This window comes from Microbacterium sp. LMI13-1-1.1, assembly GCF_040815625.1.
Classification (GTDB): domain Bacteria; phylum Actinomycetota; class Actinomycetes; order Actinomycetales; family Microbacteriaceae; genus Microbacterium; species Microbacterium forte.
The window spans coordinates 677,576-703,407 of sequence record NZ_JBFPNL010000001.1 but is presented as its reverse complement, the minus strand read 5'-3'; the positions used below and the strand labels follow the sequence as shown (position 1 = coordinate 703,407).

At 65.0% G+C, this 25,832-nt stretch carries 21 protein-coding genes and 3 pseudogenes; 9 read left to right on the top strand and 15 right to left on the bottom strand.

All coding sequences use genetic code 11. The annotated features are described in order from the left end of the window. Positions 1-28 precede the first annotated feature (28 nt). Both MRBLMI13_RS03330 and MRBLMI13_RS03325 read right to left on the bottom strand, forming a co-directional pair. Positions 29-1,813, bottom strand: a complete 1,785-nt coding sequence (locus tag MRBLMI13_RS03330; protein ID WP_367820452.1) for a glycoside hydrolase family 3 protein — start codon at positions 1,811-1,813, stop codon at positions 29-31. 42 nt (positions 1,814-1,855) lie between these two features. After that, complete coding sequence (locus MRBLMI13_RS03325) at positions 1,856-3,115, bottom strand: MFS transporter (protein ID WP_367820454.1); 1,260 nt, start codon at positions 3,113-3,115, stop codon at positions 1,856-1,858. A 121-nt stretch (positions 3,116-3,236) separates the two neighbouring features. Between MRBLMI13_RS03325 and MRBLMI13_RS03320 the strand changes: the two genes are divergently transcribed. Further along, on the top strand, positions 3,237-4,274 hold the full coding sequence (locus MRBLMI13_RS03320) for a LacI family DNA-binding transcriptional regulator (protein ID WP_367820456.1): 1,038 nt from the start codon (positions 3,237-3,239) through the stop codon (positions 4,272-4,274). 416 nt (positions 4,275-4,690) lie between these two features. On the opposite strand, the gene MRBLMI13_RS03310 is transcribed toward MRBLMI13_RS03320, so the two are convergent. Continuing rightward, on the bottom strand, positions 4,691-5,077 hold the full coding sequence (locus MRBLMI13_RS03310; RefSeq protein WP_367824953.1) for a TetR family transcriptional regulator: 387 nt from the start codon (positions 5,075-5,077) through the stop codon (positions 4,691-4,693). Between the two features lie 43 nt (positions 5,078-5,120). On the opposite strand from MRBLMI13_RS03310, the pseudogene MRBLMI13_RS03305 reads away from it, so the two are divergent. From MRBLMI13_RS03305 to MRBLMI13_RS03290, 4 genes and pseudogenes are all read left to right on the top strand, one after another. Further along, positions 5,121-6,112: pseudogene (locus tag MRBLMI13_RS03305) on the top strand (aldo/keto reductase). Between the two features lie 30 nt (positions 6,113-6,142). After that, positions 6,143-6,313, top strand: a pseudogene (locus MRBLMI13_RS03300) (aldo/keto reductase); the annotation flags it as partial. Beyond that, a pseudogene (locus MRBLMI13_RS03295) lies at positions 6,310-6,426 on the top strand (hypothetical protein); the annotation flags it as partial. The pseudogenes MRBLMI13_RS03300 and MRBLMI13_RS03295, both read left to right, overlap by 4 nt. A gap of 68 nt (positions 6,427-6,494) precedes the next feature. Beyond that, positions 6,495-7,004: an aldo/keto reductase gene (locus MRBLMI13_RS03290; RefSeq protein ID WP_367820462.1), complete on the top strand. Its 510-nt coding sequence runs from the start codon at positions 6,495-6,497 to the stop codon at positions 7,002-7,004. A 131-nt stretch (positions 7,005-7,135) separates the two neighbouring features. Here MRBLMI13_RS03290 and MRBLMI13_RS03285 read toward each other — a convergent pair whose 3' ends face one another. The 5 genes from MRBLMI13_RS03285 to acnA form a co-directional block, all read right to left on the bottom strand. Then, positions 7,136-8,725 (bottom strand): tripartite tricarboxylate transporter permease, encoded by a 1,590-nt coding sequence (locus MRBLMI13_RS03285; protein ID WP_367820464.1) that lies wholly within the window; start codon positions 8,723-8,725, stop codon positions 7,136-7,138. A 1-nt stretch (position 8,726) separates the two neighbouring features. Next, complete coding sequence (locus MRBLMI13_RS03280) at positions 8,727-9,266, bottom strand: tripartite tricarboxylate transporter TctB family protein (protein ID WP_367820466.1); 540 nt, start codon at positions 9,264-9,266, stop codon at positions 8,727-8,729. Between the two features lie 2 nt (positions 9,267-9,268). Then, positions 9,269-10,237 carry a Bug family tripartite tricarboxylate transporter substrate binding protein gene (locus MRBLMI13_RS03275; protein WP_367824951.1) on the bottom strand — a complete coding sequence of 323 codons (969 nt, stop codon included), beginning with the start codon at positions 10,235-10,237 and terminating at the stop codon, positions 9,269-9,271. A gap of 67 nt (positions 10,238-10,304) precedes the next feature. Further along, on the bottom strand, positions 10,305-10,799 hold the full coding sequence (rraA, locus tag MRBLMI13_RS03270; RefSeq protein ID WP_367820470.1) for a ribonuclease E activity regulator RraA: 495 nt from the start codon (positions 10,797-10,799) through the stop codon (positions 10,305-10,307). Then, the gene (gene acnA, locus MRBLMI13_RS03265; protein ID WP_367820472.1) at positions 10,796-13,456 is read right to left on the bottom strand and encodes an aconitate hydratase AcnA; all 2,661 of its coding nucleotides are present in this window, start codon (positions 13,454-13,456) and stop codon (positions 10,796-10,798) included. The genes rraA and acnA overlap by 4 nt, the downstream gene beginning before the upstream one ends. A gap of 71 nt (positions 13,457-13,527) precedes the next feature. On the opposite strand from acnA, the gene MRBLMI13_RS03260 reads away from it, so the two are divergent. Then, complete coding sequence (locus tag MRBLMI13_RS03260; protein ID WP_367820474.1) at positions 13,528-14,205, top strand: GntR family transcriptional regulator; 678 nt, start codon at positions 13,528-13,530, stop codon at positions 14,203-14,205. Between the two features lie 94 nt (positions 14,206-14,299). On the opposite strand, the gene MRBLMI13_RS03255 is transcribed toward MRBLMI13_RS03260, so the two are convergent. From MRBLMI13_RS03255 to MRBLMI13_RS03235, 5 genes are all read right to left on the bottom strand, one after another. Then, the gene (locus tag MRBLMI13_RS03255) at positions 14,300-15,079 is read right to left on the bottom strand and encodes an ABC transporter ATP-binding protein (protein ID WP_367820476.1); all 780 of its coding nucleotides are present in this window, start codon (positions 15,077-15,079) and stop codon (positions 14,300-14,302) included. A gap of 10 nt (positions 15,080-15,089) precedes the next feature. Next, positions 15,090-15,899, bottom strand: a complete 810-nt coding sequence (locus MRBLMI13_RS03250; RefSeq protein WP_367820478.1) for an ABC transporter permease — start codon at positions 15,897-15,899, stop codon at positions 15,090-15,092. Positions 15,900-15,909: 10 nt separating this feature from the next. Continuing rightward, on the bottom strand, positions 15,910-16,905 hold the full coding sequence (locus tag MRBLMI13_RS03245) for an ABC transporter substrate-binding protein (protein ID WP_367820480.1): 996 nt from the start codon (positions 16,903-16,905) through the stop codon (positions 15,910-15,912). An 89-nt stretch (positions 16,906-16,994) separates the two neighbouring features. After that, on the bottom strand, positions 16,995-18,593 hold the full coding sequence (locus MRBLMI13_RS03240; RefSeq protein WP_367820482.1) for a hydantoinase/oxoprolinase N-terminal domain-containing protein: 1,599 nt from the start codon (positions 18,591-18,593) through the stop codon (positions 16,995-16,997). Beyond that, a complete protein-coding gene (locus MRBLMI13_RS03235; protein WP_367820484.1) occupies positions 18,586-19,668 on the bottom strand; it encodes a DUF917 domain-containing protein in 1,083 nt (360 codons plus the stop codon). Before MRBLMI13_RS03235 ends, MRBLMI13_RS03240 begins: the two co-directional genes overlap by 8 nt. 92 nt (positions 19,669-19,760) lie before the next feature. Here MRBLMI13_RS03235 and MRBLMI13_RS03230 point away from each other — a divergent pair, with 92 nt between their 5' ends. Continuing rightward, positions 19,761-21,221 (top strand): PucR family transcriptional regulator, encoded by a 1,461-nt coding sequence (locus MRBLMI13_RS03230; RefSeq protein ID WP_367820486.1) that lies wholly within the window; start codon positions 19,761-19,763, stop codon positions 21,219-21,221. 197 nt (positions 21,222-21,418) lie between these two features. Here the strand turns inward: MRBLMI13_RS03230 and MRBLMI13_RS03225 are convergent, their stop codons facing one another. Beyond that, the gene (locus MRBLMI13_RS03225) at positions 21,419-22,006 is read right to left on the bottom strand and encodes a TetR family transcriptional regulator (protein ID WP_367820488.1); all 588 of its coding nucleotides are present in this window, start codon (positions 22,004-22,006) and stop codon (positions 21,419-21,421) included. 83 nt (positions 22,007-22,089) lie between these two features. Between MRBLMI13_RS03225 and MRBLMI13_RS03220 the strand changes: the two genes are divergently transcribed. Both MRBLMI13_RS03220 and MRBLMI13_RS03215 read left to right on the top strand, forming a co-directional pair. Continuing rightward, entirely contained in the window at positions 22,090-23,016 is a 927-nt protein-coding gene (locus tag MRBLMI13_RS03220) for an aldo/keto reductase (RefSeq protein WP_367820490.1), read from the top strand. A 79-nt stretch (positions 23,017-23,095) separates the two neighbouring features. Beyond that, positions 23,096-24,034: an aldo/keto reductase gene (locus MRBLMI13_RS03215; RefSeq protein WP_367820492.1), complete on the top strand. Its 939-nt coding sequence runs from the start codon at positions 23,096-23,098 to the stop codon at positions 24,032-24,034. A 347-nt stretch (positions 24,035-24,381) separates the two neighbouring features. On the opposite strand, the gene MRBLMI13_RS03210 is transcribed toward MRBLMI13_RS03215, so the two are convergent. Then, complete coding sequence (locus tag MRBLMI13_RS03210; RefSeq protein WP_367820494.1) at positions 24,382-25,821, bottom strand: carboxylesterase family protein; 1,440 nt, start codon at positions 25,819-25,821, stop codon at positions 24,382-24,384. Positions 25,822-25,832: the final 11 nt, after the last annotated feature.

Here is a 25,832-nt window from a genome sequence, read left to right as displayed (position 1 = left end):
GATCGCGCTCACGGACTTCGAGAATCGGCTACGAGTGCTGCGGTTCGACCGCAGCGCGCACCCTCTCGGTGCTCAGCGCTTCGCCGTAGCCGTGCGAGTAAAGCGGATCTTGCGTGTCGAATGGGACATCCTCGCTGGATGCCTCCACGGCCCGCATGGACCGGGGCAGGTCGAAGGGCAGCGTGCCGGTGAACGGCGTCCGTCCGAGCAAGGCGTTGAGGATCACAGCGTCGCTCGCTCCGTACTCACCGATCAAAGCCGCCGTGTGCGGTTCGAGGTCTGTTAAGACCGGGGGTCGTTCCAGATAGATGACGACGATGGTCGGGGCCCGCTGCGCGAGGGTCCGGACGTGATCGATGACGCTGTCGGGGTAGCTCAGCGACCCTGAGTGGAACCAGTTGCCGAGAGCGCCGTCCTCATCGGGCTCGTAGGGGGCGGTCAGCCGCACGATGTTGACGTCTGCCTCCTCGGAAGAGAGCACGCGTTCGACCGGGATGTCGATGCCGTCCCAGTCGATGTTCTCGGTGAACACCCGCGTGCCGCGCGCGAGCGGCAGCGTGTCGTTGTTCTTGAGGAGCGTGAGCGCTGCGGCCTGCGCGTTGTGACCGAGGGTGTGATTGCGCACGTCCGCCCCGACGATACGCGCTTCATCTGCGTCGACATACCTGTGCTCAAAGAGACCAAGCCGGAACTTCTCGAGCAGGATTCGCCTCACCGAAACGTTCACTCGATCCTCGGTCACCTGCCCCGTGGTCACGAGATCGACGACTCGCTCGGGGCAACTGTCACCTCCGAACTGGTCGACCCCTACCTCGAGGGCGATTCTGAGTCGCTCAGTGGGTGTGAGGTTCTCCAAGCCGTAGCCGTTCGGACCGAAGGTGATGTCCTCGACGGTCGAGGATTCCAGCAGGTACCAGTCGGTGCACACGATGCCGTTGAAGCCGAATCTCTCTCTCAGGAGACCCTTGATCACGGGCTCGTTGAAGGCGAAGCCGCGCTCTTGCCAGTCGGTCCCGACCGGCATCCCGTAGTAGGGCATGACCTGGGTGACGCCGGCGGCGAATGCCGCCTCGAACGGACGCAGGTGCAGTTCCTGCTGGTGGCCGGGGTAGACCTGCTCACGGTAGCGCTTGTCGTGCGCGTCCATGCCACGCAGCTGCGGTCCGCCGCCTGGGAAGTGTTTCACCATGGCGCTGACGCTTGTCGCGGTCAGCTCGGGCCCACCCCGGAGTCCTTCGATGAACGCAGCGACCAGGGCGGAAACGACTTCGGGGTCTTCGCCGAAGGTGCCGAAGCCGCGCGACCATCGGGGCTCGGAGAAGATGTCGGCCATCGGCCCTAGGTACACCCGCATGCCCATCGCGAGCATCTCTTGCCGGATGACGTCTGCATACTCGCGCACGAGCTCGACGTCGTCGATGGCGCCGAGTCCCGTGTGCTCGGGCCAGCGGGAGACGGCGTCGGCGGTCTTCCCTGTGAACGGGGAACTATGGAAGCCGTTCCGGGGATCCGTGGAGAAGCTGATCGGGATGCCGAGCCGCGTCTCTGCAGCGAGCTTCTGCAACCGGTTCAGCCACCGGGCGATCTCGGTGGCGTCGTCGCCATCCATCACATGGATGTGGGAGATGAGCTTGCCAGCGACTTTGTCTTCGGCGTCTGCGAGAGCCTGCGCCGTAGTGGTGATCCTGCCGGGGATGTTGATCGCGGGTTGGAACATCAGCCCGGCCTTCTCTTCGAGAGTCATTCGGCCGAGAAGGTCCTCGGTCCGCTCCTCGGGGGTCAGAGAACGGTTCAGGTAGGGGAACTGAAACATGTTTGCCTTTCGGGCGGTTGAGATGGACGCCGGCCGGTGAGATCAGCGCTGAGAGCGGATCGCGATAAGTGGGACCACCGCCGTCGCCATGAGTACTGCTCCTAAGATCACGAGCGCGACGTAGTTCGCCGATCCCCCGCCGAGGCTCAGGAGTGCCGGGGCGATAAACGGAACGACGGAGAACGGAAGGGTGAGGGCGATGTTGATCACGCCCAGATTTCGTGCGGCGGCGAGCTTGTCCCGCATCACGGCAATGCCGAATGCGATGTACGTGCCCATCATGATGCCGGCGGCGACCCCGGTGACCAGCGTCACGCCGACCAGGAACGGACCCGCCGCGGGTGCAACCGCGATAACGCTCATGCCCACGACACCAGCGATGACGGCCGCGATGATCAGCGGCTTACGCCGTCCGAGTCGATCGCCGATCCATCCTGCGATCGGGCCGATCACGAACGCGACGACACCGGGAATCACGTACGACAGGGTGATGGCGTCCGACAGCTCGGCTTCGGGCACCGCGATATGGTCTTGGAGGAGGTAAACGGTGTATGTGGCTACAACTCCAAAACCGCAGGACAGCAGAAACAGTGAGAGCAGCAGCCAGGAGAAGTCCGGCTCGCGGCGCGGGCTGACAAAGAAGGACCCGAGGAATTCTCGGGCGCCGAGCGGTGTCACCTCGGCGGTGGGTGTGTCGTCTTTGAAGATGGCGACGAGCGCTGCGGCGAATACGAGTGCGACGGCGACAGGAAGGCCGATCTGAGCAAGGATGCTGGTCGGGAACGCCTGAATGAAGAAGACGCCCAGCACGATGGACGCAGACGACGCCGCGCCCGACAACGAGCCGACTAGGCCTTGCTGTGACGTGGGTACACGGTCGGCGACAATCGCGAGGGTTGCAGCAATCGCGGCGTTCACGAAGGCCTGCATCAGGATCCACCCGAGCAGCAGCATTGGGAACGTGTCCGAGAAGCCGATCACCGCGGCGCCAATCGTCGTGCCGACCAGGCCGATCACGATCCACGGTCGGCGGCGACCGAACCGGCTCCGCGTCCGGTCGCTGAGACGTCCAAAGAACGGGTTGGCCAGCACCGCCGTGAGTGTGCCGACGCCCGCGGCGATCGAGTAGGTCGTCGTCTTCCCTTCGGGGTCGATCTCGGAAATCCGCAGTGCGAGGGTGACCGATGCGGGGAGGTTGATGGCCATCCAGATGCCGAACATTGCGAGCGCGTAGATAGCTATGAAGACTGGGCCCACACGCGCCGGGGACGTGGTGTCGGTCGTGGTCACGGATTCAGACATGAAAGGTTCCTCGTCGTTGAGACTGCGATTCCAGAACGTTACCGGTAACGTTTCCGGTGACGCTTCCGATACACTAAGCCACGACCGCTTTGCCCGTCAAGCGGTGCGAAGGAGCTAGACAATGACACAGAGAGTGACTCTCAAAGACGTGTCCAAAGCTGCCGGAGTCGGCATGGCCACGGTGTCGCGCGCACTCGCGGATCACCCTGATGTCAGCGTCGCCACTCGGGACCGTGTTCGAGCGATCGCGCAACAACTCGGATACCGCCCATCTGTCGCCGCTCGCGCCTTGCGCAACGGCGGCTTTCACGCGATCAGCGTGATCGTTCCGGACGACGGCTGGGGCTGGTGGGAACCGGTCGTGCATAGCGCCTTCCAGGCCGCATCCGCCATGGGCTACCAGACATTCGTACATCCCATCGCCGGAACTGAAGGCGGGATCGCTGCCGTTGTCGAAGGGCTGGAGAACATCCCTACCGAGGGGGTAATAGTGATCAGCGTCCGCGACCAGCAAGCCGTCCGCGATGCCTGTGACCGTATCGGCATCCCCGGCATCGCCATCGACGACTCCAGCGCGGAGCTGCGCTTCGCGACGGTATCCCCCACCAACCGCTTCGGCGCGGAAGAGGTCGTCGCACACCTCGTAGACCAGGGCAGTAAGCGCATCTGCTTTCTGCGGCCTAGAGCAGGTAAGCTCAATCCAGCCTGGGGTGAGGGGCTCTTCATCCGCGAACGTGAGCTGGGCTACCGTGATGCCCTGGCCGCCGCCGGAATCCCCATCGACGAAAGCCTCGTCGTAGAGATCGAGAACTCGCCGGAAAGAAAGCCGTTGTGCGACGAGCTCGACCAACTCCTGGGGGCCGGGATCGTGCCGGACGCCGTGTTCTGCGCGTTTGATGGACTTGCTGCTCCAGTGCTGAGAACTTTGGGCGCCCGTGGCTTCCGTGTACCTGCAGACATCGCGATCGCGGGCTTCGACGACGAGCGCGCCGCTGTTCTTCTCAACCCTCAGCTGACCACCTCTCGACAGCCGTACGACGAGATGGGTCGCGCAGCTGTCGAACTACTCCTCCAAGCCATCGCGGGAGGGCCCGTGCCGATCGCACGCCACGAGTTCCCCACGAAGCTTGTGGTCCGCCACTCGACGAGCTCCCCGTAGTTGACCACATTGAAGCGATCGCCAGCGCGACGCAAGATTGAGGACGCGTACTCCTGAGAGGAGGCGAGTCTCGTTGGCGACACCCGACACTCACCAAAACCTCACCCAGCCGTTCTGTCAGCGATCCCCGGAATGGGTGGTGGTTGGCGTCAGAATCGCGGTCTCTTACGTGTGCGCATCCCCTATCTGGGCGAACGCTAGAGAGAGCAAGTGTTGCGGAGTGCGGGTCTCAGAGGGTTCGGCCCAGGCGAAGAGTGCGACCTCGAAGCACGCGAGCGCCGATTGGATCAGCACCCGGGCACGTAGTGCGACATCTTCCCGAGGTTGGAGCCGTTCTTCGACAAGCGGAGTGAGAATAGTGGTCCACAGGAGATGCTTCTCGAGGTGACGCGCGCGAAGGGAATCCGTGCTGTCCATCACCCGCAGACGTCGCTTCCACGGCTCACCTCGGTCCCCGTCGAGTCCAATAACGCGCCGAAGGCGGCCGCAAGCGATTCCCACACCGTCTCGTCCAGCGGACGCGCGGCGAAAGCATCCGTGACCAACTCACCACCCACCCGGGTCTCGCCGATGACGCTGTCCTCCTTCGTGGGGAAGTAGCGGTGGAAGCTTCGAGCCGAGATTCCCACGTTCGCTGCAATCTCCTCGACGGTCACCGCGTCGAACCCCCGCTCCGCGAACAAGTCGATCCCTACCTGCGCGACGTGATCCCGCACAGCGTCACGGGCGACACCGCGAATGCCCGCGAAACTTGTTCTCCCATCCCACAAGTCTAGTGCGACCCTCGCGTCAGACACTGACACCCGCGTCGTATAGTGACTGTGTTGACTCTTTTGAGGGAAGCACATGCAGAAGCGCACGCTCGGCCAGCAGGGCCCCGTCACGTCCGCAATCGCTTATGGAGCGATGGGAACCGCTATGGGATACGGGCCTAGCGACGATGTACAGCCGATCGCCGCGGTCCGGCGCGCCCATGAGTTGGGGGGCACGCACTTCGACACTGCGGAGCTGTACGGGTGGGTGAAGGCGAGAGATTGCTAGGCACGGCGCTGGCCCCGATCCGTGAGGAGGTGACGATCGCGACGAAGTTTGGCTTCATACCCGCCTTCACACCCGACTCATCCGCAGATCACATCCGTGAGGTTGTCGACGCGAGCCTGAAGAATCTGGGTACCGACCACATCGATGTGCTGTACCCGCACGTAGCCGATCCGAACACGCCCATTGAGGATGTCATCGGGGTCATGAAAGACCTTGTCGAAGCAGGCAAAGTGTCCTACCTCGGCCTGTCGAACACTGATGCCGAGAACATCCGGCGCGCGCACCTCGTTCACCCGATCTCGGTCATGCAGAGCGAGTTCTCCCTGTTCTCCCGCGACTCCGAAGCACTCTTTCCCGTGCTCGAAGAGCTCGGCATCGGTCTCGTCGCATACTCACCTCTGGCGCGCGGATTCCTCAGCGGGGCGGTCGCGCCGCGCGACCACTACGCCGCCGACGACTTCCGCCAGAACGTCGGCTGGTGGGCGCCGGAGAACTTTGACGCGAATCTCCACGTCGTCGAGCAGCTCACCGAGCTCGCTGAAAGCAAGGGCACCGGACTCGCTGAGCTGGCTCTGGCCTGGGTCCTGGCCCAGAAGGACTACATCGTCCCCATTCCCGGTTCCCGTAATCGCGACCGTGTCGCTCAGAACATCGCCGCCGCCGACGTCACGCTGACCGCAGCCGACCTCGACACCATCCGGCAGATCATTCCCCGCGGCCCCACCGGTGACCGCGGAATGTTAACGGCGGGCTTGAGAGAAAGAGCCAGCATGAACGGACGCAAGCTCGGCAGATAGGGGCTCGTCTCTTCCGCCCTCGGCTATGGATCGATGGACACTGCACTCGGGGACGGCGCGGAGTATGATTCCGAGTCGATCGCCGCGATACGCCCCGCGCACGAGCACGGCATCACGCACTTCGATACCGCCGAGCTGTACGGCCGGGGCAAGGGTGAGACGCTGCTCGGCGCAGCGCTCGCCCTATCCGGGGTAACGTGACTATCGCCACGGAGTTCGGGTTCACACCGGACTTCACCCCAGATTCTCGGCTCCCCCACGTGCGACACAGCGTCGACGGAAGCCTGCGCCAGCTGGGCGTAGATTCCATCGACGTGCTGTATCAGCACATCCACGACCCTGCAGTCCCCATTGAGGGAGTCGTCGGGGTTATGAGGGGTTCATGGATGCGGGAAAGGTGCGCTTTCTCGGCCTTTCGAACACAATTCAGGAGAACGTGCGCAAGGCGCATGCTGTTCATCCGATCAGCGTCGTCCAGGCACCTTACTCACTCTTCGATCGCTCAGCTGAGACGTTCTTTCCTGTGCTTGAGAAACTCGAAGTGGGCCTCGTCGCATACCGTCCACTGGCGCGTGGCTTCCTCACGGGTGCAGTCAAGACTCTCGACGGGTATTCGGCCGGTGATTTCCGTCGCCGCAACCCGTGGTGGGCACCCGCGAACTTCGGCACGAATGTCGCAATCGCCGAAGAACTGAGCGAACTCGCGCAGAGCAAAGGGGCGACGCTCTCGCAGTTGTCGCTCGCGTGGTTGCTGGCACGCAAGCCCTTCATCGTGCCGATCCCGGGTTCTCGCAACGCTGATCGCGTCACTGAGATCACCATCGCAACCGATCTCCTGTTGACGCCCGAGGACCATATCGAGCAAATAATCCGGAACAGTGCTGCCATCTAATGCTGATACGTGGGCTGGAGAACGACTTCGTGAACGACCGTGGTCTGACTCCGCTTTTGTCCATCCCGTCTACGGATCCCCGAGTGGCATCTAGTGACGAGTAGGCCAACAGCACACGTGGTGATCGGGTGTCAGCGCCGCCGGCGATCCCGCTTCCGAATAGTACGTATGGTCTCAGTCTGCGAGCCGCCGGCTCGTCCGACAGCGGCCATCGGGTCGTTGCGGCCGGCGTGCGCCCGGACTTTGCCGACGACGGATGCGGCCACGACTACCGCGAGGAGCAGATAGATGCCGATCGCGATCGGCGTCGCCATGAGGACGCTCACGTCACCCCCGGAACTGAGCAGCGCATCGCGCGAGGACGTCTCCGCAAGTGGGCCGAGGACGATGCCGATCATGAGCGGCGCCAGCGGGATCCCGAAACGACGCATCGCGAATCCGAGGATTGCCAGACCGAGCAGTAGCCAGAGTTCGAATGTCGATGCGGACGTCGCGTACACGCCCATCGCGCAGAACACGGCGATACCTGCGTAGAGGTAGTGCTTCGGTATCTCGATGAGCTTTGCCCAGAGACCTGCGAGCGGGAGGTTCAGGAGCAGCAGGACGATCATGGCGATGAAGAAGCTTGCCAACAGCGCCCAGACCAGATCCGGAGCTCGATCGAACAGCAGTGGTCCTGGCTGGAGACCGTACTGCTTGAAGGCTGCCAACATGATGGCCGCCGTCGATGACACGGGCAGACCGAGGGCGAGGAGGGATGCCATCGCCGTCCCCGTGGTGGCGTTGCCTGCGGCTTCAGGGGCGGCTAGTCCGCGGATCGCTCCCGTGCCGAACATCGGCGACCTCCGTCGACTGTCGAGCCGTCGCTCCAAGCTGTATGCCATGAACGTTGGGACCTCCGATCCACCGACCGGGATCACTCCGAAGGGGAGCCCGATCACGGTGCCGCGAGCCCACGCGGGTGCTGCTTCGCGAAGATCCTCGCGAGAGAGACGCGGCCATCGTGTTGCTACACTGACGGCCCGCATTCCGGGCTCTTGGCGTGCTCGGGAGACCACCCGGAACACCTCTCCGAGAGCGAGGATCGCCACGGTCACCGTGATGAGCGAGATTCCGTCGAACAGCTCGGGGACCCCACCGGTGAAACGCTCCACCCCTGTGACGGAGTCGATGCCGATGAGCGAGATTCCCAGGCCGAGAGTGAGGCTCGCGAGGCCGGCTGCGACGGAATCCGCGACGACGGACGAGGTGGCAACGAAAGCAAACAGCGCGAGCGCGAGGTACTCCGCGGGCCCGAACATCGTTGACAGTTCCGCCAGAGCGGGGGCCAAGAACACCACGCAGAGCGACGAGACCATACCTCCGATGAACGCGCCGATGGCTGCGGTCGCGAGCGCCTGTGGCGCTCGGCCTGCCTTCGCCATGGCATGACCTTCGAAGGTCGAGGCGATGGCCGAGCCACTTCCCGGCGTGTTCATCAGGATGGCCATCGTCGAGTCGCCGAACAGCCCTCCGAAGTACACCCCGGCGAACATGATGAAGGCTCCGGTCGGGTCCAGCGCGAAGGTCATCGGCAGCAAGAGCGCTACCGCCATCGAGGAGCCGAGCCCCGGGAGCACACCGACGGCAGTTCCCAACAGGCACCCGACGAGCACCCACACCAGGTTCATCGGTTCCAGGGCGCCCGCGAACCCGCCGAGCAGATTGTTCAGGATGTCCATGTCAGAGCCTTCCGCCGAAGAGAGCGCCGGTTGGCAGGTTTACTGAGAGCACGCCGGCGAAGATCAGGTACAGCACGGACGAGAACACGAGCGCGACGCCCACATCGCGAAGGGGATGCTTTGAGTCGAGTGCCCGGGCCACCGCCCAGAACAATATGGCCGCCGCGACGATCCACCCGGCGGGCTGCAGCAGCAGGATGAACGCTGCAAACCCGCCGGTCGCCCAGGCGAGCCGCGGCCAATCGCTGAACCAGGACGTGCCGTGATCCGGGTTCTGTCGGACCTTTCCCTCGGTTTCGAGCGTGACTTCGGCGAGGGGCGGTTGCGGTGCACGCACGATGGACACTGCGAGAACGACTGCCAACGAGTAGAGTGCGACGATGACGATCGTGGGGAAGAATCGCGGCCCGGGAAGGTCGACATCGTCAGGTACCGGCATGGCTATCTGCCCGACGAGCAGATAGGTCGCGAAGGAGAACAGGATGAGCGGGAAGACGAGGCCCGCTCGACCGGCCCACCACCCCCCGAGGGGACGTGGCACGCTCACAGCCCCAGCTCCCGAAGCGTCGCCTCGGTCGCGGCCATGTCCTCTTCGATGAAGCGGTCGAACGCCGGCCCGGTGAGCCAGGCGTCCTCCCAGCGGTTGCGATCGAGCACTTCCTGCCATTCGGGTGTCTCACGCATCGTTTCGAGGAGCGCGAGCTGCTGCTGGAAGACCTCGTCGCTCACACCGGGAGCCGCCACTAGACCGCGCCAGTTCGCAACCTCCACGTCGTAGCCCGCGTCGCGGATGGTGGGGATGTCGATGCCTTCGAGTTTCTCCGAGCCACTCACGGCCAGGGCTCGCACCCGGCCTGCTTCGATCTGGTCTGACACGTCGTTGTATCCAGTGGCTACCGCATCGACCGTTCCGTTGAGCAGCGCCTGGATCGCCTCCCCGCCGCCGGATTTCGGAATGTATGTCAGATCGCCGGGCGCGATGCCCGCGGCCTGGGCAAGTTCCGCAATCAACAGATGATCGATCGTTCCCGCAGAACCGCCGGACCAGGGCATGTCGGCCGGATTCGAAGCCCATTCGGTGACGAGGTCCTCGAGAGTCTGATGCGGTGAGTCCGCAGGGACGATGATGACGTCGTAGTCTTCAGCGAGTCGCGCGAGGGGACGGACGTCGCTGAAGTCCACTGGTGAATCGTTGAGCGCGATGCCGCCGACCATTCCTGATCCGGTGACGAGAAGCGCATCGGAGCGACCGCCCATCGTGGAGAACGTGCTCAAGCCGATGGTGCCGGCCGCGCCGGGGATGTTCACAACCTGCACGTTGCCGACGAGACGCGTGGTTCGGAGAACCTGCTGTCCCTCGCGTGCGAACCCGTCCCAGCCTCCTCCGGCTCCGGCGGGGGCGATCAACGTGAGGTTGGCTGTGACATCTTCGGACGCCGATGAACGACTCACCGAGAGCGCGAGGGCTGAGACCGTGACGACTCCTGCGACGATGACACCGAGGACTCGCATCGGTGTGATGCGTCGGGGTGTTGTTAAGGAATGCATGAAACTCCGTTGTTTCGATGGGTGACAGTGTTCAGATCGTGATCGGCGGGCGTACGACGATGCCGTCCTCATCCGCCGTTAGTCGATCCCCCGGGCGGAAGCGAATGCCGCCGAATTCCAACTCGACGTCTCTTTCACCCTCCCCGTTTTTCTTCGACCGGCGGGGGTTGGTACCGAGTGCTTTGATGCCGATAGGGATCGATGCGAGGGCCGCACTGTCGCGCACGACACCGTTGATGACGATCCCGGCCCAGCCGTTCGTGGCTGCACGCTCGGCCATGTTGTCGCCGATCATCGCTCCGCGCAGCAGTCCGCCAGCATCGACGACGATGACTCGCCCATCCCCCGGCTCGGACAGTATCTCCTTCAGTACGAGGTTGTCCTCCGGGGATCGGAACGTCGCGATGAGACCGGCGAAGCGAGTGCGCCCTCCGAAGTCGCGGAACTGCAGGTCGCACGACTGCACGGCGTCCCCGAGATCATCGGCCAGATCGGTGGTGCGCGGAGGGGTCTTGGCGTCTGTCATGCGGTTGCCTCCATCAGTCGGTCGGTGGTCGAGTTCGATCGTTCGCGGATGGCCGCTCGCTCCAAAACGTAGGGCAGCACCCCGCCGGCTCGGAAGTAACGCTGTTCCAGGGACGTGTCGATGCGCACATCCACGGTGAAGTCGATCGCCGGGCCGCCAGTGGCCCGTGTTGCGCGGACAGCCAGCGTCCGAGGAACGCCCGGCCCGTCACCGACGCCATCGATGTCGAATGTCTCCGTCCCGTCCAGGCCGAGCCGCTCAGCGGACATCCCGTCCCGGAATTGCAGGGGAAGGACGCCCATCCCGACGAGATTCGAGCGGTGGATCCGTTCGAACGACTCCGCGATCACCGCTCGGATGCCGAGCAACCGCGACACTTTGGCGGCCCAGTCCCTGGAGGAGCCGGTGCCGTACTCGCGCCCGGCGAGCACGATGAGCGGTACCCCCGCGGCGCGGGCGTCGGCGGCAACTGCTGCGATCTCGCGTACCCGACCGTCGGGGGCGACGACGTCCCGTGTTCGTCCGCCGTTTCCCTCGGGAAGGAGACGGTTGGCGAGACGGGGGTTCGCGAACCCGCCAAGCTCCATCACCTCCCAGTTGCCACGACGTGCTGCATAGCTGCTGAGGTCCTCAGGAGCCACACCGCGATCGGCGAGTAGCCGAGCAGCAGGACTGTCGCGCGGGATACGCCCCGCCGGACAGATGTGGTCGGTCGTGACCGAATCCCCGAGGTACACGAGCGCGCGAGCGCCATCGATGGGCCCAGCTGGTGGCCGGTTGAGGTCCAGGAATGGGGGGCGACGGAGGTAGGTCGATTCGGGATCCCAGTCGAATCTGTGCCCGTCCGGTGCGTCGAGAGCCTGCCAGTTCCCGTCACCGTCGAAGATCGTCGCGTAGGCGGACTCGTACATGTCCGGGTCGATGGAACGGGAGACGAGTTCTTCGATCTCACGATCGGACGGCCAGAGTTCGGCCAGAGTGACTTCACGACCGTCGCGGTCGACTCCGACAGCGCCGTGCACGAGATCCACGTCCATCGAGCCGGCCAGCGCGTAAGCGACGACGAGGGGCGGCGACGCGAGAAAGTTCATGCCGACATCGTTGTTGATGCGGCCGTCGAAGTTCCTGTTGCCGGAGAGCACCGATGCGACCACGACCCCCTCCTCGTGAACGGCTGCCGCCGCCTGCGGGAGCAGGTCTCCCGAGTTACCGATGCACGTCATACAGCCGTATCCGACGAGACTGAAACCCAGCGCTTCGAGGTACGGAAGCAATCCAGCACGCTCGAGATAGTCGGTCACGACGCGGGATCCCGGCGCGAGACTGGTCTTCACCCAGGGTTTGGGAGTGAGACCGCGGGCGACAGCTGCACGAGCGAGCAGACCGGCCGCGACCATGACCGACGGGTTCGAAGTGTTCGTGCAGGACGTGATCGCTGCGATTGCGACGGCTCCGTCGGGAACCGCAGTCGACGTCGCCGGCGTGAGAGTCCGATGCGCATGTGACAGCGCCGCCACAGCCGCTGCAGGCACGTCGGTGAGATCGAGGCGGTCCTGCGGCCGGCGGGGACCGGCGATGCTGGGCGTGATGTCATCGAGATTGACGACGAGTTCACGGTCGTAGTCCGTCGCACGAGACGGGTCGTGCCAGAGCGCCTGGCGTCGCGCGTAGGTCTCGACTGTCGACACATGTGCAGGAGCACGTCCGGTGGTCAACAGGAAATCGAGCGTGACTTGGTCGATGGGGAACATCGCCGCTGTCGACCCGAACTCCGGACTCATGTTCGCGATCGTGCATCGGGTCGCGAGCGAGATCTCCGTCACACCGGCCCCGAAGAACTCCACGATGTTGCCGACGACTCCGAGCGCTCGAAGCCGTTGCGTGAGAGTGAGGACGAGGTCGGTCGCGGTGACCCCGGCACGAAGACGCCCGACTAGCTCGACGCCGACCACAGGCGGGATCAGCATGGTGACCGGTTCGCCGAGCATCGCAGCCTCTGCTTCGATGCCCCCGACCCCCCATGCCAGCACCGCGAGCCCGTTCACCATCGTGGTGTGCGAATCTGTGCCTGCGACCGTATCCGGGAACGCGAGACCGTCCCGGACGTCGATGACGGATGCCAAGTATTCCACGTTCACTTGGTGCATGATGCCTGCGCCCGGCGGCACGACCTGAAGACTCGAGAACGCCTGCTGACCCCACTTGATGAACCGATAGCGTTCCTCATTTCGTTCGTATTCGCGGCGCACGTTGAGAGCGGCAGCGTCGGGACGAGCGAAAAAGTCGGTGACGACGGAATGATCGACGGTCAGATGAGCCGGCACCGTGGTATCCAATGCCTCAGGCGCCAGGCCTCGAGTTGCGAACGCATCCCGCATGGCCGCGAGGTCGGTGAGCACCGGCACCCCATTGGTGTCGTGGAGGAAGACGCGCGAGGGGTGGAACGCGATGTCGTGTCGTCCAGCCTTCGAGAGGACCGCCTCGATGTCGGCCCGCGATACGACGTCGCCGTCCTCGTGCCGCAGAAGGTTCTCAAGGATGATTCGATGGGAGATCGGGAGCCGGTCGGTTTCCGGCAGGCTGTCGACCGGCCAGATGCCTAGGTCGCCGAGCGCCGTGTGCAACGTCTCGGGCGCAGACGTCGGTGATGTGAGCATGATTCTCCTCGATTTCTCCGAGGTTATAGCCTACAGCCTCGATCCTGCAAGACATGGCGTAGTCTGGACTGGTGCCGACTCAGGGTCCCGTTTTCGCGAGCAAGAGCGACTTCGCTTACGAAGAGGTCCGCAGCCGCATCCTCAGCGGGGCGATCAGCCCGGGTGCCATCATCGGACAGGCCAAGCTCGCCACCGAGATCGGGCTGAGCACCACCCCGCTTCGCGAAGCACTCAAGCGACTCGCCACTGAGGGACTCGTCACCCTCGACAACCACAGGGATGCCCGCGTCGTCGAACTCTCGAGCGACGAAGCACAGCACCTGTTCGAGGTGCGCGCCACGGTTGACCCGCTCGCATGCGCACTGGCGGCGGAACGGCGCACTGTGCACGATCTGACCCGGATCGACGCTGCCCTCAGAGACCTCGAACCACTCACCGGTGCTCCGACGACACAGGCACTGATCGCCCACCGCGCCTTCCATCGCGCCATCTACCTGTCAGCTGGCAACCCGCTGCTCGTCAACATCCTCGACAGCATCTGGGACAAAGGGGATCTGTACCGTCTGAGAGCGCTGCGCTCGCGGACCCCGTCCGCTGAGGACCGAGTCCGGGTACATGAGCAGCATCAGGCGCTGCGCGAGGCGATCTCCGAGGGGAACGTGAAGGCCGCCGAGTCGCTGTCTCGGGCACATGTCACTCACAGCCTCGGTCGACGCGCGATCGGGCTGCTCGACGAGCCCTCCGAGTGAGGAGCAGAGCTTCGCATCAATCGCCGCTCACCTGAGCCTTTAGACCAGGCGGTCCAGACCATAGCGGCGACATCGCCCGAGTTTGTTCGCGGGCTCAGCTCGCAAAGTGCTCCGCCGACATGGACTCGCCCCGGATGTGCCGGAGAATCGTGTGCTCCAGCTCCCCGAACTCGCTCGAGCGGATGGTCTCCGCGGTTCGTGGGCGCTTTAGGTCGATCGGTACCTCGGCGAGGATGCGCCCGGGCCGGTTGCTCATCACCAGAACACGGTCGGAGAGGAACACCGCCTCGGCGATGTCGTGGGTGATGAACAGCACGGAGAGCCTCGACTGCTCCCAGATCTTCACCAACAGCTCCTGCATCAGCTGGCGGGTGAGTGCATCCAACGCCCCAAACGGCTCGTCCATGAGCAGAATCGACGGCCCGTAAGAGAGCACGCGAGCGATGGCGACACGCTGACGCATTCCACCAGAGAGCTGATCCGGGTAGCTACCCGCGAAGTCGAGCAGACCGACCTCTCCGAGCATCTCCCGCGCGCGATCAGACCGCTCCCGCGCGTTCCTCATGCCCGTTTCCCTGAGCGCAAACTCTACGTTTTGCTGGGCGGTCAGCCACGGGAACAGCCCGTAATTCTGGAAGACCACTCCGCGATCGACCCCCGGGGCGGCGATAGGCACGCCATCGATCGTCGCCGAACCCTCGCTCAGCGGGCGGAGTCCACCGACAATCGAGAGCATCGTGCTCTTGCCGCACCCGGAGGTGCCAACCACCGAAACGAACTCGTGGTCGCCCACCTGGAGGTTCGCCCCCCTCAGAGCCCACATCGGCGTGCGGCTATCGCCAAAGTTCACTCCGGCGTCCTTCAATTCGATCACGGTGCGTGCCTCATTTCTTCAGATAGCCGAACAGAGTCCGCTTCGACAGGCGGAGGGCCTGATCGGTAGTGAGACCGAGGAGCCCGAGAACCAGGATGTAGCCGATGATCAGCGACGTGTCGAGGTACCGCTGGCCGAGGGTGATGCGATAGCCGAGCCCCGAGGTGGCCGCCACGAGCTCGCCGAGCACCAGCCAGCTCCAGCACCAGCCCAGTGCGAGCCGGAACGAGTCCCAGATCGAGGGCATGGCAGCCCGGAACACCACGCGCTGCAGGATGCGGTGCTCCGGCATGCCGAAGGTCCGTGAGCTTTCGACGTACTCACGGGGTACCCGCTGCACGTCGTCCATCACCATGAGGAGCAGGGCGAAGAAGGTACCGAGAAAGATCAGGACGAGTTTCTGCGCTTCGTCGACGCCGAACCACACCACGGTCAGAGGCGTGAACGCCACCACCGGCATGTACCGGATGAACTCGGTTAGCGGAACGAGGAGCGCCTCGAACAATCGGATCCGTCCCATGAGCAGCCCGAGCGGAACCGCCACGACAGCGGCCACCAAGAAGGCCGAAAGGATCCGGAGCACCGAGATCCCGATGTCGCTCCAGAGCTGACCGTTCCGCGCCTGCTCCAGCAAGCGCAGAACGACGTCGACCGGATTCGGGAGAAAAATCGGCTTCACCAGGCCGCTGGCCGTGACCGCGAACCAGACGACTCCCAGCACCACAAACGTTGCAATGGCGCAGACGAGATACGCCCGGCGAGTAATCGTTCCGTCGAGTCGGAACAGCGGCAGTCTCCGCCGTCTCGTGGTGGAAGTCATCAGCGCGGTCTCACTCGACGAAGTCGGTGCTCACGAAAGATCCGAAGTCAGGCACCGACTCGATCAGGCCTGCCTTCCGCATCGACTCCGCAATCGACGGGATCGTCTCGGTCACGAACTCCCCCGACAGGGCCTTCGCGCTGTCGGCCACGGTGTAGTAGCTGACGCCCTCGAACGCGCTGTCGAGATCGTCGGCCTGGGCGCCGAGCGCGTCAGCGATGATCTGCCGCCCCTCGTCGGGGTTGTCCGTCAAGAACTCCACCGCGTCGTTCCAGGCCGCGGTCATGCCAGAGACCGTCCCCGGGTTCGCGGCCGCATAGTCGGGGTCGACGACTAGACCGTCGCTGATGATGCCAGGAATCTCGTCGGCCGAGTAGACGACCGTCGCACCGCTGTCCTGGGCCAGAGCGGTGGAGATGTACGGCTCGTAGGTCACCGCAGCATTCACCTGACCCGCGATGAGCGCGGAACCGGCTTGGTCTGCGTGCAGTTCGACGTGGGCGATCTCGGCGGGATCGATGCCCGCGGCCTCGATCGCGGCGAGATAGAGCAGTTCGCTCGTCGTGCCGGTCTCGTAGGCCACGGTCTTGCCCACGAGGTCGTCGAGCGAGGTGATGCCAGGGCCACCGATCACGGCGTCCGCCGTGGTGCTGCGGTCTTCCATCATCACGAGTTCGAGGTCGACGCCCTGGGACAGCTGCTGCAACCAAGCATTTGTGGCTAGGTTGGCGCCGTCGACCTGACCGCTACTGATGGCGGCCAGTTCGGCCCCGTAGTCGTCGAAATTGGTGATCTCCACGTTGACGTCGTGGTCGTCGAAGTAGCCGTTCTTCTCTGCGATATACCACGGGCCGAAGCCCACCCAGGTCGAGGTGGCGAGGCGGAATGGTGTGGCGGCGGAACCCGTTTCCCCGGGCGAGGAGGTCGAGCACCCGGCGAGGGTGGCCGTCGACAGGCCGACGACGGCGAGCGCGGCGACGAGCCGGGCGGAGTGGTGAGTGAACATGTGCGTGGTGCCTTTCTCCGTGTCTCCAGCCCGCCATCGTGCCTCAAGGCGGACTGGGTGGTTTCAAGTGGAACTCCGTCGGCTGATGGTCAGACGCCGGTTCGCACGGACTCCTCCCGCTCGGCCGTCGACCGACGAAGGGGGCCTGCGGCTTTTACGCGCACCCGCACCGCGGGTGAGGTGAGGTACGCGAGTGGGATCTCCACGTGCTCGACGATCTCGACGTGCGCGGGGTCGGCGCCGGCTGCGACCGCGCGCTGGATGGCCTCGTCGTAGGAGGCCTGCAGCGAGTCGCGAAAATCGCTGCCCTGCGTGTGGATGCCGTCGCTGCGGCCGCTCACCCATGCGATGGCCGCGCCTACGGCGTTCGCCACGTCGCCGTTCTCGGGTCGCAAGACCATCGACACGCCGGCCAGACGGTCGGGTACCAGGTAGGCGCCACCACCGACCGCGACGAGTGGGAGAGTCGTGCGGCCCAAGGAGACCCGGTCGACCGCGTCGGCGAATAGCTCTCTGATCCGGTCGACGGCCGCGCGGAGGATTTCGCGGTGCTCGAGGCCCAAGGGGTGGGTGCCGATCTCGGCGAGGCCGGCCACGACTCCGGCGTCCGTAAGCGTCGGGGTGGTGCCGCCGAACGACAGCGCTTCGGACGATACCCGGTAGCCGACGGATCGCGGCCCAATCTCGGGTCGCTCCGCGGTGCCCGACACGATCGTGCCGCCACCGAGGGCGATGGCGAGGATGTCGGGCATGCGGAAATTGGTGCGGACCCCGCCGATCTCCACGGCCGCTGCCGACTCCCGGGGGAAGCCTCCGATGAGCACGCCGAGATCGCTTGAGGTGCCGCCGACGTCGACGACGATGGCATCGCTCTCGCCGCTCAGGTAGGCAGCACCGCGCAGCGAGTTCGCTGGCCCCGAACCGATGGTGAGGATGGGGAACTGCTCGGCGAACTCGACGGCCATTAGCGTTCCGTCGTTCTGGGCGAAGTACGTCTCAACATCAAGATCACCGGCGAGAAGCACGTCGTCGAGAGCCTTGATTACCTGACCGGCCACACCGAAGAGCGCGGCGTTCAGAATTGTCGCGCTCTCCCGCTCCACGATGCCGAGGCTGCTTATCTCGTGGCTCAGCGAGACCGGGAATCTGTCGCCGAGGATGTCACGGACGACCTCGGCGGCACGCACCTCATCTTTACCCGAGGCCGGGCTGAACACGGCGGTGATGGCGATCGCGTCGGCGTGGTCGCCCACCGAGCGGGCGAAGTCGGCGATGCCGTGCTCGTCGAGCGCAGAGATCCGCCGTCCGTCGATGTAGTGCCCTCCGCGAAGGATCGTCCAGTCGGCGCATACCGCCTCGCGCAGCTCCTCGGGCCACGACTCCATCGGCCGAAGAGACATCGTCGCGGGGGCTCCGAGTCGGATGACGCCCACCCGTCCGAGGGCTCGGCGCTCGAGGATGGCGTTGGTCGCGTGGGTGGTGCCGAGCATTACCCGGCCGATCCTGGCCGCATCGGCTCCCACCTGCTCGAGTACGGCAGTCAGCGCCGCCTGCATTCCGGCGGTGACGTCCTCGGATGTCGGCTGCTTCGTACGGGCGACGATCCGGTCGCTCTCGTCCATTACCACTGCGTCGGTGTTGGTGCCGCCGACGTCGATGCCGATGCGGAGGTCTCGGGTTTCAGGCACGGTGCAGCTCCTCGATCGGTACGTAGTCCAGGTCGTAGCCGAAGGCGCGCGGGCCGACCGTCTGCACGCCCCGCTCGGTGCGCCAGAGCGGATCGCTCGGCCAGGCGAGAGCGGTGACCCGCATGCCGTGCAGGAGCTCCTCGGTGGCTATGGCGACTCCGGTCTGACTGTCGATCACTGAGATGAGGTCGGGCACCGTCGCAAGCGCGCGCCCGCCCTCGCTCGCCATGAGGTTCTCGTTCTGGATGTCGATCCGTACGTTCCTGGCTTTGTCGTCGCCGGTTCCGCTGATGACGAAGCTGCCCCGCACGAACCCCCCGCCGGTGCGTCGTTCCAGCTCGGTGACCTTGCCGGAGATGAGGCGGAACGCGCCGAGTTCCTTGCGGATCGCCGCCACCGGGTCGGAGGAGGCGCGGGCGGCCCGTCCGAGCGCATGAGCCCGGGAGACCGATCCCGCCACGATCCGGCCGGCCATCTCCCCTGCCGTCATCGTGTAGTCGGACATCAGGGCTACACCGCCGCAAGCCACCGAGAAGGCCCTGGCCAGTGATTCCGACCAGGCCCCATCGATCGGGCGGAACGTCGCGACGTTTCCCTGGAAGTCGGCCATACAAAGCGGAGCGACCGGGGCGCCTGCCACGTAGAACGACACCATTTGCACCTCGGGAAAGGCCCTGCCCATGGCGTCGGCATCGAGCAACGGTAGACCGAGCCGGGCCGCCCACATCGCGGTGCCCACACCGTTGGAACCTCCGATCTCGGAGGCCATCACGGCCACCACCGTGCGCCCGAACTCTTTCTCCACGGCGCTCAGAACCGCGGCGGCTTCGCCGCCACTGTTCAGCATCTCGAACGACACGGTGGGAGCTCCGACGCTCGAGAGCGGCATCACGAGGCCGTCGGGTGGCAGGTCGTCCAGATGAACGACGGGAACGGGGCCGAACTCCCGGATGGCGTGGGCGACTTCGAGCCGCGCACCCCCGACCGAGCCGCCGCCGCCGGTGCCGAGCAGCGCGCATCCGAACGCGAAGTCATCAACGTCAGTTTCGGTGAGGGCTGAGATGCGGAGGGCCATAGACCTACGTTAGCCAGCGCATGAGACGCCCGACTGTGGTCCGGCCACGTTATTCGAGGGCTATTTTGTGTCGTGAGCCCTAAGTTTGGAACATGCCGACTGTTCGTGAACTGGTAGTAATGACCGAGAGCCACTCGGTGCGCCTGCTGGCGCCCACCGCGCCGATGAACCTCTCCGGGCAGGACGTGGAGCGGATCGTGATCTTGCAGAGCCTCGCCGCGCTGCAGACAGTGCCCCAGAACTCCGTCGTCGTGGTGCCGGAGGGGCTGTTCACCCGCCAGGACTCCTCCGGCCTCGACATGCTGCTGCGCCGGGTCTCGGAACGCGGCGTCCTCGCGGTGCTCATCCAGGGACTCGTGCAGGTGCAGCCCCGGCTGCAGAGGCTGACCGACCGCTTCCGGGTGGCCGTTCTCGGCTGCCCCGCCGAGGTCGACCTCGGCGATCTCGTGACCTCGATGAATTACAGCGTCTCCGGCGGCCCGGCCTCCACCCTCCTGCGCGTCTCCGTCGCCCTCGATCGCATCAGGGAGTGGACCGACGAAGGCGCCGGTGACGATTTCGGCAGACTCGTGACCGAGGTGAGCGCCATCCTGGGCGAGGAGGTCTCCTTCGACCGGGACGTCGCGCTCGGCTCCCCCGTGATCGTGAACGGCGTAGTCATGGGCCACATCGGCACCCGCAACGACTCGGTACCCACCGTCGAGGTGCAGCTCGTGCTGCCCGCGCTCTCGCATGCGATTGGATTCCGACTCGCACTGGCGAACCAGCAGGAGAAAGCGATGGAAGATGAGAGATCGCGCGCCCTCACCGCGCTAATCGTGGCCGACTCCGCATCCGTCGACCACTATGCCTCCGTGGCCCGTCGGCTGGGAGTCGACGTCGACGGCTTCCATGTGGCCCTCGTCGTGACCTCGGAGAGCGTCGACCCCGTGCTCCGCGACGCCGAGTACCGCCAGGTACAAACCGCACTCGCGCGGGCGACGGTCGAGCTCCCCGTCGAGCTCGCCCCCACACGGTTTGAAGCACGGTTCGGAGCGCTGATTTCGTCTCGATCGAATCACGGCCTGAGCTCGGTGGAAGCTCGGGCCGCGCTCCAGTCCGCCATCGGAGCCGCCAGATCAAGCGCACTGTTCTGGGGCATCGGCACGGAGCACGTCGGCCCCGCGGGCATCCGCACCTCGATGTACGAGGCCACGAGCGCCTCGAACAACGCGGCGGCCGAGCGCGTGACGCACCGGATCGTGCCGTTCGACGCCTCAGGCGTGCAGCGCCTGATCTCGGAGATGCGCGCCTCCGTGACCGCCGGACGGGTGGCCATCGAGATCCTCGAACCCTTGAAGGGTCTCGGCAATCGTGACACCTCGCTCGAGACGCTTAGCGCATGGCTCGACGAGCGCGGCTCCCTGAAGGCGGTCGCCGAACGACTGCACCTGCACCCGAACGCGGTGGCCTACCGCATGGCGAAGATTGCGCAGGCACTCGATCTCGACCTGGCCGACTCTGACAACCGCTTCGCGCTTCACCTGGCCTGCCGCATCCTGCTCGGCAGTTGAACCAGTGATCCAGATTGATCAGGCGATCGCGTGGGCCTCCCGACCCGATACGACGTCCCCACCCGTAAGCAGCGACCCGACCCTCTCACGTCTCCCCGACCGACGCCCGCACGTTCTGAACCGTCGGAACCTGTCCGCGCGTTCCCCGATGAGATGTTCGGCCTGCGGGTCGAGGACGCCGACGGGATGCTCCCGGTTCAGTAAAGGGCGTGGAATGCGACCTCGAGCACGTCGTGGACGTCGCGGGTCTCGTGTTCTTTCGCCCATGCGGCCAGCGCGACAGTGAACGTGCTGAGGCTCGACTGCACGAGCACGCGTGCCCGAAGGTCGGCGTCACCGCCGACGAACCGCCGGGCGACCAGCGGTATGAGAAGCTCCGCCCAGGCCAAGTGCTTCTGCACGTTGCGAGCGTCAAGCGAGGGGACGCTCGAGAGGAGACGGATCGCTACCTTGTCGCGCGCTGTCTGCGGGCGGCTCCGCAGCATTGCCGCGTAGGCCGCGTGCAGCGAAGCCATGACTGGCTCTTCCGCAGGACGATCGCGAAGAGCGTCACGGACGACGTCGCCGTACGCGGCGAGCTCGCCGACAACCATGTCCTCTTTCGCCGGGAAGTACCGGTGCACACTCCTCGCCGAGACGCCCGCTGCCGCTGCGACCTGCTCGACGGTCACGACGTCGAAGCCGTACTCGGCGAACAGGTCGATGGCGACCTCGGAGAGACGCCGTCTCACCATGTCGCGGGTCACGGCGCGGAGCCCGCCAGCTGAAGTGTTTTGATCATCCACGAGACCAGTCTATATCTGCCAGACTTGTCAGACTCTGACAAGTCTGGGGTATGGTGAGACCAGACGTACGAAAGGACCACATCATGGAGTACCGCCCCCTCGGTCGACAGGGACTGACCACGTCCGCCATCGGCTACGGCGCGATGGACACGGCGTTCGGAGACAGCGTTGAGTACGACGCCGCGTCGAGCGGCGCGATTCGCGCCGCTCACGCCGCCGGAGTCACCTTCTTCGACACAGCGGAACTCTATGGCTGGGGAAAGGGCGAACGGCTCCTTGGGCAGGTGCTCGCGCCGATCCGCGACGAGGTGACGATCGCCACAAAATTCGGCTTCACCCCGTCGTTCGGTTCAGATTCTCGGCCCGAGCACATCCGCGAGGTCGTCGAGCGTAGCCTGCGCACTCTTGGGGTTGATCACATCGACGTGCTTTACCAGCACATCGACGACCCGGCGGTCCCTGTCGAGGATGTCGTCGGGGTGATGAAGGAGTACGTCGACGCTGGCAAGGTCCGCTACCTCGGCCTGTCCAACACGACACCGGAGAAGGTGCGCAGAGCACACACTGTGCACCCGATCAGCGTCGTGCAGACGTCTTATTCGATCTTCGCCCGCGAATCAGAGGCCTACTTCCCCGTCCTCGAGGACCTTGGGATAGGTCTCGTCGCGTACCGCCCGCTCGCTCGGGGGTTCCTCACCGGCGCCGTGAAGCCCCTCGATCAGTACCCGTCCGCAGATTTCCGACACCGCAACCCGTGGTGGGCACCCGGGAACTACGAAGCAAACATCGCTCTCGCCGATCAGCTCAGCACGGTGGCCGACAGCAAGGGTGTCACCCTCGCGCAGCTGTCTCTGGCATGGCTGCTCGCCCGCAAGCCTTACATCGTCCCCATCCCCGGTTCCCGCGACGTCGGACGCGTCGCGCAAAACGCCGCAGCAGCGGAGCTCACCCTGACTGACGAAGATCTCGCGCTCATCGATCGCATAGCGGGCCACGGTGCCCACAGCTGACATCACGCCCGACTCGTCTCGGTCGTTCTTCCCAGGTCTTCACGACACACGCGAACCCACAACAACAGAAAGTCACTCCATGGAAACCCGCACACTCGGCCGCCAAGGCTTCACCACCTCCTCCATCGCCTACGGAGCGATGGGCACAGCGATGGGATACGGACCCAGCGACGACGTCGAATCGATCGCAGCCATTCGCCGCGCTCACGAGCTCGGCGTCACCCACTTCGATACCGCCGAACTGTACGGATGGGGCCAGGGCGAGAAGCTCCTCGGCACCGCGCTCGCCCCAATTCGCGACCAGGTCACGATCGCGACGAAGTTCGGATTCACGCCCAGCTTCACCCCCAACTCCTCCCCCGATCACATCCGCGCAGTGGTCGACGCGAGCCTGAAGAACCTGGGCACCGACCACATTGATGTGCTGTATCAGCACGTTGCCGACCCGGAGGTTCCCATCGAGGACGTCGTGGGTGTCATGAAAGAGTTCGTCGACGCCGGCAAGGTCTCCTATCTCGGCCTATCCAACACGGACGCCGAGAGCATCCGACGCGCGCACGCCGTGCACCCGATCTCTGTCATGCAGAGCGAGTTCTCACTGTTCTCGCGCGATTCCGAAGTCCTGTTCCCTGTCCTGGAAGAACTCGGCATTGGCCTGGTCGCGTACTCGCCCCTAGCACGCGGGTTCCTGACCGGCGCCGTCAAGCCCCGCGACGCTTACGCGGCGGACGACTTCAGGCGGAACGTCGGATGGTGGGCGCCCGAGAACTTCGACGCCAACCTCAGCATCGTCGCCCGACTCACCGAGCTCGCCGAACGCAAGGGCACCGGGCTTGCCGAGCTCGCCCTCGCGTGGATCCTCGCCCAAAAAAACTTCATCGTGCCCATCCCCGGCTCCCGCAACCCCTCACGGGTAGCTCAGAACCTGGCCGCGGCCGATGTGACGCTGACCAAGGCAGATCTCGACACCATCGCCGACATCATCCCACGCGGTGCCGTGGGCGACCGCGGCATGTAACAGCTCCCGCACGAGGGGGGCATGCCCGCCACGCTCCCCTCGTCTGCACCACTCAACGGTGCCAGTGCGGGAACAACAAACGCCCGGGCTCGGCAGAAAAGGGCTACTCCTTCTCAGAGTCCGGGCGACCGGGCGGGTCGGTTTCCGGTTGGTCCGATTCGGGTGAATCGGCTTCCGGTGTCGCGCATTGGCGGGCGAGGTACCGAGCGTGCTCGATCTCCAGGTACATCATGGAACCATCACTTTCTCTTCCCGGGCCCCTTCGATGAGGTACCGGAGTGAGGACCTCCTCTGAGCGTCGGCCCGGGGTCGCGACTGCGACGAACCCCCGGGCCAACGCTTAGAGGTCATGGCCGTGCGATGCCCTCGAAGGTCTTCAGGATCTCGATCGCATGGGTGGTGGGGTCGTAGGGCGGGTTACCGATGCCCATCGTGACGGGCTCCGTCGTCACCTTGTCCCACAGTTCGTCTGCCTTGCCTTCAGCGACCTTTAGGACGGCGTCACGGACGAAGGTGTCGCGGGTGATCTGTTCGTCGCTGGCACCGGGCTTGGTTTGCCCGACGATTCCGTACATCTCTGTGCCGTGCACGGCTGGTTCCCCGTTGACGGGGCCGACGCAGAGCAGGTGCGCGTTCCCGCCGGCGGCCGCGTGAGCGAGGGCCCCTCGTGCCTGGGGCAGGGTGAAGGAGAAGTTGGTGAGCAGAGCGCCGCGTACCTGGACGGGGGTTCGTCCGTCGACGTCGAACGCGGAGATGATCTGTCGGGCCCGGGTGAGGGTGATGCGGTTGCTGTGGGCGAACTGCTTCACGAGCGCGTCGATGCTGCCGGGGTCGTAATCTTCTGTGCGGTGCAGCACCCACCAGTCGTTCTCGGCAGTGGTGCTGCTGAAGAGGATGTCGATGTCCTTATGCTTCCCGGACTCGAGAACGCGCATAGGGTGGTCGGTCACCACACCGTTTGGCTGGTGGCGGTCGTCGACGACGGCGATGACGTCGTTGTCGACGCCGTGCTGAGCGCCGGGGTCCGTGGATTGGGTGTTACTCATGGCCTCGGCGAGCAGGTGCGCGTCGACGGTGAGGATCGCCTCGGGGTTGTCTTGGATACCGAGTGCGGTGAGGACTTCCAGGGCGCGTTCTTCGGCGCCCCACGCCGGGACCTGACGGGAGGGCATCCCGGAAAACGCGGCGATGTGCTGGTAGAGGCCGTCGGCAGACGGTGCGGCGAGCAGTTCGAGTGTGGAGAATGCGCCGGCGCTGTGGCCGGTGACCGTGACGTTGTGGGGGTCGCCGCCAAACCGGGCGATGTTCTCCCGGACCCACCGCAGCGCGGTGATGATGTCCTGCATGCCGAGGTTCGTGGCCTCGGCGAGCTTGCCGCCGTATTGCGAGAGTGAGAGTGCGCCGAACGCGCCGAGCCGGTAGTTGATCGACACCCCGACGGCACGCCCGGTCGAAGCGAGGCCCGAGGCGTTGGAGGTGGTTTGGGTGTTGGATCCGAGCATCCAGCCGCCGCCGAAGATGTAGACCACGACGGGGAGGGGTGCGTCGCCGGCGTTTACGGGTGCCCAGACGTTGAGGTTCAGGCAGTCTTCACTGAACCCGTTGTCGGCCTCCAGCCAGGAGGTGTCCCCTGCTTGAAGCGGGGCGGGGCCTTTTTGGTCGTAGGGGAGGTCCGGATTGAACGGCAGCAACTGCGGTTTGCGGAACCGTTCGGCGGTGGCAAACGGGATGCCCAGCCAGGAGCGGACCGTGTATTCGTTGGTGAGGGTGGTGCTGGTGTCGGTCATGAGAGAGTCCT